This window comes from Paraburkholderia ribeironis (assembly GCF_900019265.1).
GTDB lineage: Bacteria > Pseudomonadota > Gammaproteobacteria > Burkholderiales > Burkholderiaceae > Paraburkholderia > Paraburkholderia ribeironis.
Genome location: NZ_CYGX02000009.1, coordinates 62,701 through 73,889 on the forward strand (window position 1 = coordinate 62,701; position 11,189 = coordinate 73,889).

The following is an 11,189-nucleotide window of genomic DNA, read 5'->3' on the forward strand; positions in this document are numbered from 1 at the left end:
GCGGGCTGCCCGCGGCCACATAGCATACCCGTGCTTCGGCGCAGGCGCTCCAACAAGCGAGCGGTTCGTTTGCACGCTGGCTGCAAAAGGAAACGGCCCCGGGTCACTGAACCCGGGGCCGTCGCTTATTGCGGCCTGCCGTAAGTGCTGAGAAGCATCACACAGTCTGCGGCTGCGGCACCTTCTCGGGCCGATTGATGCGCAACACGATCAGCGCGGCGACGAGGCACAGACCACCCGAAATCATCGATGCCACCGTGTAGGTGCCGAGGCTCGCGCGCAGCATGCCCGCACCGAGCGCCGCAAACGCCGCGCCGAGCTGATGGCCCGCGACCACCCAGCCGAACACCACCGGCGCGGATTCCTTGCCGTACACATCCGTCGCCAGACGCACGGTCGGCGGAACGGTGGCGATCCAGTCGAGCCCGTAGAACACCGCGAACAGCGGCAGACCGAAGAAGTCGATGCCGAAAGCGTGCGGCAGATACATTAGCGACAGGCCGCGCAGACCGTAATACCAGAACAGCAGCACGCGGCTATTGAAGCGGTCCGACAGCCAGCCCGACAGCGTCGTGCCGAACAGATCGAAGATGCCCATCGCGGCGAGCAGGGACGCGCCCTGCACCTCGTTCATACCGTAGTCGCCGCACATCGCGATCAGATGCGTGCCGACATAGCCGTTGGTGCTCGCGCCGCAGATGAAAAAGCTGAAGAACAGCAGCCAGAAGTCGCGGGTCTTGCTCGCCGTCGCCAGCGTGCCGAACGCAATCGCAAGCGGATTCTGGCGGGTCACGGTGCTGGCGACGGGCGCGTCGTGCGGCTCGCCGTACGGGCGCAACTGCATGTCGGCCGGGCGCTCGGGCAGCAGAAAGGCGACCAGCGGAATCACGACCGCGGCCGCGAGCGCGACGACCCAGACGACCTGACGCCAACCGTAATGCTCGGCGATCGCCGCGAGCATCGGCAGGAATACCAGCTGGCCAGTGGCCGAACTGGCCGTGAGAATGCCCATCACGAAGCCGCGACGCGTCGTGAACCAGCGTGTCACCACGGTCGCCGACAGCGACAGCGCCGCGACACCCGTCGCGCCGCCGACCATCACGCCCCAGACCAACACCATCTGCCACGGCTGCGTCATCAGCGACGACAGCCCGACGCCCGCAGCCATCGTGCCAAGCGCAACCAGCAGCGTGGGACGGATGCCGAAGCGCTGCATCGCCGCCGCCGCGAACGGTCCCATCAGGCCATAGAGCGCGATGTTCACGGAAATCGCGAGTGAGATCGTCGCGCGGCTCCAGCCGAATTGATGCTCGAGCGGCACCATCATGACGCTCGGCGTGGCGCGCGTGCCGGCCGCCGCCAGCAATACCAGAAACACCACCGCGACGGTCAACCAGCCATAATGGAAACGTCCGCCAATCAGTCTCGCTGCCCAGTTCATCGGTTCTCCAGTCGACGCTTCAGCCCGCACAAGGCACGTCGCTCGCATTGTTACGGCTTCGGTAAATGACTAGTGACTGATCAGTCACAATGGTGTTGCGATCTTAGTTACTGGTCGGTAACATGTCAAGGCGTCAATTGAATTCAGGTGACCATCATGTCCGGCAGCGAAACCCTCAACCCGTCAGGTGCAAAGCGTGTGCGCAGCGCGCAGACGGCCGGCGCGCAGGCGCAGCAGAATCTGTTGCGCGCCGCCGCTGAGCTGTTCTATCGCGAAGGGGTGCGAACGGTCGGCGTCGACGCGGTGGTCGAACGCGCGGGCGTGAACAAGATGAGTCTGTATCGCCAGTTTTCGTCGAAGGATGAATTGGTGATGGCTTATCTCGAGCAAAAGGATGAGCAGTTCTTCGGTTACGTCGAGAAAAGCTTCGCCAAATATCCGGGCGAGCCGGCACGCCAGCTTCAACAGTATTTCGACGACCTCGCGGTGCGCGCGTCGATCGACGACTATCGTGGCTGTCCTTTCGTGAACGTGTCGGTGGAGTTTCCTGACACCGCGCATCCAGCGCGACAATTCGTATTCCGCAACAAGCAGCGGTTGATGGCGCGCCTCACCGAACTCACGACAGCGGCAGGCGCCGACGACCCGACGGCACTTGCCAATGCGCTCGGTTTGCTGATCGAGGGCGTATATGCGGCCAGCCAGACTTACGGCCCGGGATGCGGGCCGATTCTGGCCGCGCCGAAGGTCGCCGCGCAGTTGATCGCCGCCGCGTGTCGGCAAAGAGGGGCTGCTTGAGCCTGATTGCTACGCTTTTGCGCACCGCCGTTTGCGGCGGGCGTAGATCGGCATTGTTTGCGCGCAGTAGATGCCATGGTTTGCATTCGCCGCGACACTGTTTGCGCCGCAAAGCGCGGTCAGCCCGCGCCGTTAAAATGGCGGTTTTATTCGCCGCCCTGCTTGCCATGTCGTCGCCTGCCGAATCCCATGAAGCCGTCGTTGCCGCTACTCGTCACTGGCTGACCGAGGCCGTGATCGGACTTAATTTGTGTCCGTTTGCGAAGGCTGTGCACGTGAAGGGACAGATCCGCTACGCCGTCAGCGACGCCGTGGACATGGAAGCCGTGTTGACCGATCTCGAAGCCGAGCTTCAGACGCTGGTCGCCGCCGATCCCGACGAGGTCGACACCACGCTGCTGATTTTGCCGCACGCGCTCGGCGATTTTCTCGACTTCAACGGCTGTGTGTTTTTTGCCGAACGGCTCGTCAAGCAGCTGCGGCTCGAAGGGATCGTTCAGATCGCGAGCTTCCATCCGTTCTATCAGTTCGAAGGCAGCGAGCCTGACGACATCGAGAATTACACGAACCGCGCCCCGTATCCGATTCTGCATTTGCTGCGCGAGGACAGCATCGAGCGTGCTGTTCAGGCGTTTCCCGACGCTGAGGATATTTACGAGCGTAATCAGGCCACCCTGCGGCGGATCGGCCTGGCCGGCTGGAACGAGCTGATGAAGCGGTGATGCTGGTGGCGGCGAGTGTGATGGCCGCGCTGGTAGCCCCCGCTGGCGGCCCGCTGGTAGCCCCGCCAGCGCGGCTGCGTTCGGTAGCAGAAGTTCGCCGCCGCGAAAGACAAAAAATCAGCCAGTAACAAAGAACCGCTCTTTCAGTTCCTCGATGCCGAGCGTCTGCATCACCTCGTTGAGCCGTTCGGCCGGCCTGCGCCTCGGCAGATCCTTGTATTGCGCGATGATGAGTTCATTCTTCATCGAATGCTCCCATCCGACCAGTTCGGTCACGCTGACCTGATACCCATGCGCCTCGAGCTGCAGGCAGCGCAGCACATTGGTGATCTGACTGCCGAATTCGCGCGTGTGCAACGGATGTCGCCAGATCTCCGTCAACGCATTGCCGAGCGATTTGCCCTTGTTCTGCCGCAGCACGCCGGCCACCTCGGCCTGACAGCACGGCACCACGACGATGTATTTCGCCCGCTTCTCGAGCGCAAAGCGAATCGCGTCGTCAGTGGCGGTATTGCACGCATGCAGCGCCGTGACGATGTCGACCTGTGCAGGCAAGCGCGCCGAAGTAATCGACTCCGCCACCGACAGGTTCAAAAATGACATCCCCGTGAACCCCAGCCGGGCTGCCAATTGTTCGGACTTCGTAACGAGTTCCTCGCGGGTTTCAATGCCGTATATGTGCGAAGCCCCACCTGCGGCGCCCTGAAACTCTTTGAAGAAAAGATCGTAGAGAATAAAACCTAGATACGACTTGCCGGCGCCGTGGTCGACGAGTGTCACGTCGCCCTGCGTGTCCTTGAGGTCTCTCAGCAACGGCTCGATGAACTGGAACAGATGGTAGACCTGTTTCAGCTTGCGGCGGCTGTCCTGATTCATCTTGCCGTCGCGCGTGAGGATATGCAGTTCCTTCAACAACTCGACGGACTGGTTTGGGCGGATTTCGTGGGTTTGGCTGGACATCGTGTGGACGGCCACCGATTGCACCGCGAACGTGCGACAGGTGACGGAAAAAGGAAAAAGTTGCTGCCAGTTTACCCAAAGTGCGGCTTACTGACCGAGGGAGTCAGCCGAACCATACAAGAATGGCCGTCGACTGGGACGCTTCCTGCCCGCAAAACCATCGGACAGGACGTTTTCGGAAGCGGCTGAAAACAGCTTGCGCACCGACTCTACCAACGGCGCAAGCCCTGTCGCCACCAAGAACAGGAAGCTGCCGGCCGTAGTACCGGTCACGCTCACCGAACGCATGTGGGGAGGACGGCCCCAGCAACATGGGCCGAACGTTACGTAACCAGCAGCGCGCCGGGATCTCAAACGGCTGCGCGCTCGGATGACAGAAGAGGCGGCAATGGATACGGTACCCAACGGAAACGTCGAACAGAAGTTTCAGGAAATGCTGGCTAAGCTCACCACGACGCCGGTCTGGTCGGAGAAGCAACAGCTGGAACTGGAGATGGCGCGCGACATCTCCACTGAAATGCTCCGGCTTGCGGAAGTCATGCGCGACGGCAATGTCGACATGGAAACGTGCCTGACCATGTTGAAGTACGCCAAGGTGCTCGATTTCGTGATGACGACGCTTGCATCGCGACGCGACATCAAGCCACAAACGCTGCGGGTCATCTTCAAGCTCGCCGGGCTAAAGGTGGACGAGGCTTATCCCGGTTAGGACAGCCACGCCCGTCACGCGACCACGCCGCAACCCGCGGGCGGCGTTGCGCCGCTCGCGCGGGCCGCGCGGCCCTTTCCGCTCGCAGTGACGCGCAGTGACTCGCAGTGACTCGCAGTGACTCGCAGTGACTCGCAGTGACGATTACTTACGCGCGCGGTGCTTCGACCGGCGGCGTGCCTTCATGAAACAGCGTCTTGAGTTGCGAACGCAGTTCCGGGGAATCCGCATGTTTGTGGACGGTGACCGCATGCTGGACGGCGGCCTCTAGCAATTCGCTTTCGCTGTCGGCGGACATGGCGACGGTGCAATTCATTTCGCTCGGAAATTCGCGACAGTCGATGTATTTGCGGGTCATGGCAGTCTCCTTGATCCAGACGATCAACCTCCACGCCAACAGCGGACGCAGATGAGCGAATCCGCGAACCGCGTCACTGGTTGCGGCACGGCGACAACGACTGCGCCGCTGCGCTCGCAGCATGGGCCGTGTGGGGCCGCGAAAAGGCGGTGTGCTGGTTTAACGCGAGAAAGACGCGAACGGCGTCCGATGGAAGGTGTTTGAAAAGTATAGTTCGCGCAGTTGAATAACAAAGCGGCGAACGCACGTCAGACGGCACGTGAAACGACCAAGCCGAGTCTTTTTCGGCCTGTCGTCTCGCCCGCGCGTTTGCCCTGCGCTGCGCGCGGTGTGAAAATAGCGCCCTTCGCACCGCCTGATTGCCTTCGATCCAGGCCGGTGTGCCGTCACTCTTCCGCTGATCCGCAAGCCCGCATGCCCTCCTCCTTCGATTCCGTCCGCGTCGCCGTGATAGGCGGCGGCCCTGCCGGCTTGATGGCAGCGGAAGCGCTGACCCAGCGCGACATCCAGGTGAACGTCTACGACGCCATGCCGTCGGTCGGCCGCAAGTTCCTGATGGCGGGCAAAGGCGGCATGAACATCACGCATTCCGAACCGCTCGAACCGTTTCTCAGTCGCTATGGCGCGCGTCGCGCACAGATCGCGCCGCTGCTGGATGCGTTCGGACCCGACGCGTTGCGCGCCTGGTTGCGAGGGCTCGGCATCGAGACCTTCGTCGGTAGTTCCGGGCGTGTTTTCCCCGCCGATATGAAAGCCGCGCCCATGCTGCGAGCGTGGCTGCATCGACTGCGAGAAGCGGGCGTGCATTTTCACATGCGCCACAAGTGGTGCGGTTGGGACACCGATGCAGCGAACGCCGACCCGGCCCGTCGGGGCGCCACCCATACGCTGCGGTTTGCGACGCCCGACGGCGAACGCACCGTGATTTGCGACGCCGTCATATTCGCGCTTGGCGGCGCAAGCTGGCCGCGCCTCGGATCGGATGCCGCCTGGGTGCCGCTGATGACCTCGCGCCGCGTCCCGGTGACGCCGTTGCGGCCCGCGAACTGCGGCTTCGACGCGGACTGGAGTCCCTATCTGCGCGAGCGTTTCGCGGGCCAACCCGTCAAGCCGGTCGCCATTACGCTCACCGATATAGACGAAAAAGTCCACAATCGACAAGGTGAAATACTTCTGACGGAAACTGGCCTCGAAGGAAGTCTGATTTACGCACTGTCGGCGGCGATGCGCGAGCGGATTCTGGCGGACGGCGACGTGACGATCGCGCTGGATCTTGCGCCAGGCTTGGCGCTCGAGCGTGTCGTCGCCGAAGTCACCCGGCCGCGCGGCTCACGTTCGATGTCGAGTCATTTGCACAGCAGAATCGGGATTGGCGGCGTAAAAGTGGCTTTGCTGCACGAGATTCTGTCGAAGGAAGCGTTCACCGATGCGCACCGCGTCGCGCAGGCCATCAAGGCGCTGCCGATACGGCTCACGCGAGCCCGGCCTATTGCGGAAGCGATCAGTACCGCAGGGGGCATACCGTTCGAAGCGCTCGACGAGCGACTGATGATCGAGCAACTGCCCGGCGCGTTTTGCGCGGGGGAAATGCTCGACTGGGAAGCGCCGACCGGCGGTTACCTGCTCACCGCCTGTTTTGCCAGTGGGCTGGTGGCTGGTCGGGGCGCGTCGGCGTATCTGGAGGCGCGTCGCGGATCGGCGTGACGCGCCGGCGTTCTGCTGTTCTGCTGTTCTGCTGTTCTGCCGTCCGGCCTCCCAGACTCGCAATTGCGTTGCAGCCAAGCCTCGTCGCAACGCAATTCATCGGCCCGCCCGTCAGCGCGCCTTGAGACGCCACAACGACGTCACTTCAGCGACACGCGCGGTATGCAGTGGGTCGGTTTCGTCCGTCGACTTCGGATGGCGCGGACGAATGTCGTCGCGCCCTGCGACGGTCAGCCCCGCTTTGTCGATCGCGGCGAGCAGCCACTCGCGCGTGCGCAAGCCAAGATGCTCTGCGAAGTCCGACATGATGAGCCAGCCCTCCCCGCCCGGCGACAGATGCTCCGCAAGCCCGTTCAGGAAGCGGAGCAGCATGCGGCTTTCCGGATCGTAGACCGCGTATTCGACCGGCGACGCGGGCCTTGCTGGCACCCACGGCGGATTGCAGACGACGAGCGGCGCACGGCCCTGCGGAAACAGATCCGCCTGCATGAGTTCGACCTGCTGGTCGAAGCCGAGCCGCGTCAGGTTCTCACGTGCGCACGCCAGCGCTCGCGGGTCCTGATCGGTGGCGATGATTTTCTTCACACCCCGTTTGGCGAGCAGCGCGGCCAACACACCCGTGCCGGTGCCGATATCGAACGCCTCGTTCAGCGACGGCAGCGGCGCGCGCGCGACGAGATCGACGTATTCGCCGCGCACCGGCGAAAACACCCCGTAGTGCGGATGAATCCGCTCGCCTAGTGCGGGAATCTCGACACCCTTCTTGCGCCACTCGTGCGCGCCGATCATCCCGAGCAGTTCGCGCAACGACACGACCGACGCTTCGTCGGCGGAGGGTCCGTAGGTTTCGATACAGGCCTGCTGCACATCGGGCGCGCGACGCAGCGGAATGACGTAGTTGGCGTCAAGCGGGATCAGGATCATGCCGAGCGTGCGCGCACGCTGCGACTGCGCCTGCCGATGCAGGTTGAACGCGTCGATCGGCGTTTGACCCTGCTTGCGCGGTTTGCGCTCGAGCCGGCGCGTGACCGCCTGCAGCAATTGACGAGCGTTCTGAAAGTCGCCATTCCAGAGCAGCGCCGTTCCTTCGCAGGCGAGTCGGTAGGCCGAATCGGCGGTGGTGCGGTCATCCGCGACGATAACGCGCCTGGGTGGCGGCACCGCCGCTTCGGAGCGCCAACGTGCGGTGCGCGGGCCGTCGGCTTCGGGCCAGGTAATGGTTGCAGGGCTGGTCATGATGAGGGGGATCGGTGTTGCGGGCGTGACGCGATGAGACGTTGCGTCGTCGGGAATGCCCGCCGGAGTACTTTGATAGCGATGCCGACTGACGCCCGAATAGTACCGCCGTCGCGCGGATTAGCGGGGCGCTATTCGACAGAGTGTGCTTGAAATGGATGCTCCGGAAAACGTAGACTAGAAAGTCCATTATCGACAAGGTGAAAGAGATATGGTGGTTTTGGGCCACCTTCGGCTTCACCGATGCGATCCTCAACTGCGCCAAGCCGCAACGTAGCGGCATATGCGAATGTGCTGGCGGTGAAGTTCGCGCTCATGCTAGTCAGGCCACAGTCGTAGGGCCGAACGCTCGCTGAATGGAATCGGGGATCGGCGCGACGTCAAAAACCCATCCGTGCCTGTCCGAAGCGACAGCCCTAGTCGATAAAATATGCGAAATGATTAAAAAAGCGATTGACTTGATTTTTTTCACTTGTTTATTGCACCAGATCAAGTTTTAACAGGGTTTCCGGCGAGCCGATAGATATCGGCTGCGTATAGTCGCCGGGGAGCAAAACGGCTGCGCAAAAAGAACCTGAGAGATCGACAGCGGTGCGACAGGCCTGCATGGGCAGCGCATCGGTCAAAACAAAAGCTTCAGTTGCGGATTCCCACACGTCCGCAACTCCTTTTTCGCCAGCGATTTGATCGCCCTCGCACACTTGCGATCGATTGGGCGACAGTTCACGAACCCGAAATAAAAAACGGGGTTTCTGACTGAACAGAAACCCCGTTTCGTACTACTGGTGCGGCTGCAGGACTCGAACCCGCCACCTCATGATTACAAGTGATACTTCGTCATGTGTTCCGTTTTTTTCCGGTACGTTGATTGTGATGCCCAAGGCCCCGTATCACAGGCCTCAGACCCCCCGGGCTCCCTGCGGAGGGCCGTAATGGTGTTCCCCAGCATTGCTTGATTGACCTACTCTATGTCTACGCAGTGACTATTCGCTGCACGAGGAGGCAGACATGCCGACCGTCAACCGTATTAAATTCACAGCCAAAGAGGTCCAATCCCGGCCCTGCAAACCGGGACACAAATCCTCGTTCTACTACGACTCCGAAGCGCCGGGACTTGGATTGCGTGTCAGTGCCGGCGGCGCGCGGACGTACATCTTTGAAGCCCGCACTGATAGCCAAAAAAGCCCGATTCGGACAACAATCGGGAACATATCAAACTGGCCCCTAGAAGAGGCGCGGAAGCGCGCCCATGAGTTGCGCCGCCTCACCGACCTTGGCAAAGACCCGCGCGAGGTCGAAAAGGAGCGTCAAAGGCAGGCGGATGCCAAGGCTGCAGTCGCGCGCCGCGCGGGTGTCACGGTCGGGCAGGCGTGGGAGGATTACTACGAGAGACGCGTCAAGAAGTATGCCGGCGCTCATCACCGCGAAGCCCATGAAAACGCGATGCGACTCGAGGGGGAACCCAAGAAACAGGGAGAGGGATTCAGGGTCGCGGGTCCGCTTGCCGTCTTCTATATCAGAACGTTGTCGAGCCTTACGCCGGCCGAGTTGACCAACTGGTTAGAGAGCGAAAGTGCACGCCGCCCAAGCGCCGTCGCGATTGCGTTCCGCCTCTTCAGGACCTTCGCCAACTGGTGCGAGGACCAGCCCGAGTACGCCGGGCTGCTAAACCCGCGTCTATTTGCCTCGAGAACGGTGAGGCAAGCGGTACCTCAAACGAAGGCCCGGTCCGACTGCCTGCAACGCGAGCAACTGAAGCCCTTTCTCACGGCCGTGCGCGCGGGGCCCAGTCAGACGATGAGCGCCTACATACAGGCGACACTGCTTACAGGCAGTCGAAGACAGGAAATGGCAGCACTTCGCTGGGGGGACATCGACTTCAAGTGGAAAACGGTGAAGCTGCATGACAAGAACCCGGCAATCGGCACGCGAACTATTCCGCTGACAAACTACGTGGCCTTGCTCCTGAGTGCTCTACCGCAGGTAAGCGAATTTGTGTTTGCGTCCAACTCTGAAAGTGGACACCTGATGGAGGCTCGGTACGCAATCAATGCCGCGACGAAAGCGGCCGGACTCCCGCATGTCTCAACGCACGGACTGCGCCGGACTTTCAAGACCAATTCCGAGTGGATAGAGTGCCCCGCAGGCGTTGTCGCCCAAATCATGGGGCATGCGCCGAGTGCCATCGCGGAAAGGCACTATACCGTTCGCCCAATCAGCATGCTCCGGATGTGGCTCCAGCGCGTGGAAGATTGGGTCTTGAACGAGGCAGGAATCGAGCTTCCACCGGACCCGGCGGCCGAGCGCACCGCTGAGGAAGCTCAAAAGGCACACGCGGCGCTCGCTCGTCTGTTCGGTGTGCAAGCCTGATGCGCTCAGGGTAACTTTTTGATGCGGTGCCCACAGGTTTGTCATATGGCACCCTCGCGTACGCGAAGTGAGGCCCAAGCCACTACCGCTCGTCATCCAGCAGAGAAAACTGCCATTCGACGTGCTGTGCCAAGCCCCCCAGGTCCGGAAACATCGTTCCCGCGTTCACGCCGCATCGGTCGAGGTCACATCGTATCTGCACAAATGAACCGCCGTCTATCAAGACCTTCTTAAGCTGGCCTCCATAACGCCTGTGCTTCTCTAGGGGAATGAAACGCCCGTCCTGCTCGCGGAAGTGGTGTACCGTAAATCGCCCGGACTGCACTCGCAATCGCATATTGGAATGTCGCGGTTGCAGCACCTTTGTTCGGCCCAATGCGAACGGCGACGCGCTTGAAGCAGGGTCCACGTAGTCGTCAGTGGTCGGATTGAATATCCATACGACGCCGGGCTGCCCCTTCTCTGACTCCCTCTGAACGGCGAACCACAATGCCAGCAAAGGGTTCTCGGTCCAGTCCAGCAGACGCGTTGCCATCCCATGATGCTGTGCGATGGCGAGCCAGTCCCATGGAGTCTGTTCCTGCGCTATGTATACACCCGCCTGTCGGGCAAACTCTCGCACCATCGCTTCTTCAACCTCGCGAAAGCGGCCCTTCAAACGCTTCTCGTTGTAGAGTCGCGCAAGCTTCGGCAACAGGGGGAAGTCCTGTCGTTGACCACGGAAGAGGCTGGGTGGCATTGCGTCGCTATCGGTCTCCCTATTTACGAGTTCGATATATTGATGGAGACTTGAAACGTTTTTCTCGTCAACAGTGGTCCGACTGCGTGTCCCCGGTTTTCCCATATCGGACCGAATGCCCGCCGTTGGTTTTCCCATATCAGGTTCCTCCT

The 11,189-nt window shown here is 61.5% G+C and carries 11 protein-coding genes; 5 read left to right on the plus strand and 6 right to left on the minus strand.

The features are described from left to right. Window positions 1-157: 157 nt before the first annotated feature. Window positions 158-1,441 carry an MFS transporter gene (locus BN2475_RS03975; RefSeq protein ID WP_094778286.1) on the minus strand — a complete coding sequence of 428 codons (1,284 nt, stop codon included), beginning with the start codon at window positions 1,439-1,441 and terminating at the stop codon, window positions 158-160. 156 nt (window positions 1,442-1,597) lie between these two features. Here BN2475_RS03975 and BN2475_RS03980 point away from each other — a divergent pair, with 156 nt between their 5' ends. Both BN2475_RS03980 and BN2475_RS03985 read left to right on the plus strand, forming a co-directional pair. Beyond that, the gene (locus BN2475_RS03980; protein WP_094778287.1) at window positions 1,598-2,239 is read left to right on the plus strand and encodes a TetR/AcrR family transcriptional regulator; all 642 of its coding nucleotides are present in this window, start codon (window positions 1,598-1,600) and stop codon (window positions 2,237-2,239) included. Window positions 2,240-2,406: 167 nt separating this feature from the next. Then, entirely contained in the window at window positions 2,407-2,961 is a 555-nt protein-coding gene (locus BN2475_RS03985; protein WP_094778288.1) for a DUF1415 domain-containing protein, read from the plus strand. 117 nt (window positions 2,962-3,078) lie between these two features. Here BN2475_RS03985 and BN2475_RS03990 read toward each other — a convergent pair whose 3' ends face one another. Then, the gene (locus BN2475_RS03990) at window positions 3,079-3,921 is read right to left on the minus strand and encodes a class I SAM-dependent methyltransferase (RefSeq protein ID WP_094778289.1); all 843 of its coding nucleotides are present in this window, start codon (window positions 3,919-3,921) and stop codon (window positions 3,079-3,081) included. Window positions 3,922-4,309: 388 nt separating this feature from the next. Between BN2475_RS03990 and BN2475_RS03995 the strand changes: the two genes are divergently transcribed. Next, complete coding sequence (locus tag BN2475_RS03995) at window positions 4,310-4,630, plus strand: type II toxin-antitoxin system HicA family toxin (protein WP_094778290.1); 321 nt, start codon at window positions 4,310-4,312, stop codon at window positions 4,628-4,630. A gap of 148 nt (window positions 4,631-4,778) precedes the next feature. Here BN2475_RS03995 and BN2475_RS04000 read toward each other — a convergent pair whose 3' ends face one another. Further along, window positions 4,779-4,988 (minus strand): DUF1059 domain-containing protein, encoded by a 210-nt coding sequence (locus BN2475_RS04000; protein ID WP_094778397.1) that lies wholly within the window; start codon window positions 4,986-4,988, stop codon window positions 4,779-4,781. Between the two features lie 414 nt (window positions 4,989-5,402). Here BN2475_RS04000 and BN2475_RS04005 point away from each other — a divergent pair, with 414 nt between their 5' ends. Next, a complete protein-coding gene (locus tag BN2475_RS04005; protein WP_094778291.1) occupies window positions 5,403-6,692 on the plus strand; it encodes a TIGR03862 family flavoprotein in 1,290 nt (429 codons plus the stop codon). Between the two features lie 111 nt (window positions 6,693-6,803). Here BN2475_RS04005 and BN2475_RS04010 read toward each other — a convergent pair whose 3' ends face one another. Together BN2475_RS04010 and BN2475_RS33400 are read right to left on the minus strand one after the other, a co-directional pair. Further along, window positions 6,804-7,928 (minus strand): methyltransferase, encoded by a 1,125-nt coding sequence (locus BN2475_RS04010; RefSeq protein WP_094778292.1) that lies wholly within the window; start codon window positions 7,926-7,928, stop codon window positions 6,804-6,806. A 476-nt stretch (window positions 7,929-8,404) separates the two neighbouring features. Then, window positions 8,405-8,584, minus strand: coding sequence for a hypothetical protein (locus BN2475_RS33400; protein ID WP_143325725.1), 180 nt, complete (start codon window positions 8,582-8,584; stop codon window positions 8,405-8,407). 352 nt (window positions 8,585-8,936) lie between these two features. Between BN2475_RS33400 and BN2475_RS04015 the strand changes: the two genes are divergently transcribed. Continuing rightward, entirely contained in the window at window positions 8,937-10,298 is a 1,362-nt protein-coding gene (locus BN2475_RS04015; protein WP_094778293.1) for a tyrosine-type recombinase/integrase, read from the plus strand. A gap of 82 nt (window positions 10,299-10,380) precedes the next feature. Here BN2475_RS04015 and BN2475_RS04020 read toward each other — a convergent pair whose 3' ends face one another. Further along, entirely contained in the window at window positions 10,381-11,175 is a 795-nt protein-coding gene (locus tag BN2475_RS04020; protein WP_094778294.1) for an FRG domain-containing protein, read from the minus strand. Window positions 11,176-11,189 lie beyond the last annotated feature (14 nt).

Excerpts from the sequence above, each read along its gene's own strand:
- BN2475_RS03995 (WP_094778290.1), top strand. The coding sequence starts at position 4,310 with ATGGATACGGTACCCAACGGAAACGTCGAACAGAAGTTTCAGGAAATG.
- BN2475_RS03985 (WP_094778288.1), top strand. The coding sequence starts at position 2,407 with ATGTCGTCGCCTGCCGAATCCCATGAAGCCGTCGTTGCCGCTACTCGT.
- BN2475_RS04010 (WP_094778292.1), bottom strand. The coding sequence starts at position 7,928 with ATGACCAGCCCTGCAACCATTACCTGGCCCGAAGCCGACGGCCCGCGC.
- BN2475_RS04020 (WP_094778294.1), bottom strand. The coding sequence starts at position 11,175 with ATGGGAAAACCAACGGCGGGCATTCGGTCCGATATGGGAAAACCGGGG.
- BN2475_RS04000 (WP_094778397.1), bottom strand. The coding sequence starts at position 4,988 with ATGACCCGCAAATACATCGACTGTCGCGAATTTCCGAGCGAAATGAAT.
- BN2475_RS03990 (WP_094778289.1), bottom strand. The coding sequence starts at position 3,921 with ATGTCCAGCCAAACCCACGAAATCCGCCCAAACCAGTCCGTCGAGTTG.
- BN2475_RS04015 (WP_094778293.1), top strand. The coding sequence starts at position 8,937 with ATGCCGACCGTCAACCGTATTAAATTCACAGCCAAAGAGGTCCAATCC.
- BN2475_RS04005 (WP_094778291.1), top strand. The coding sequence starts at position 5,403 with ATGCCCTCCTCCTTCGATTCCGTCCGCGTCGCCGTGATAGGCGGCGGC.
- BN2475_RS03975 (WP_094778286.1), bottom strand. The coding sequence starts at position 1,441 with ATGAACTGGGCAGCGAGACTGATTGGCGGACGTTTCCATTATGGCTGG.
- BN2475_RS03980 (WP_094778287.1), top strand. The coding sequence starts at position 1,598 with ATGTCCGGCAGCGAAACCCTCAACCCGTCAGGTGCAAAGCGTGTGCGC.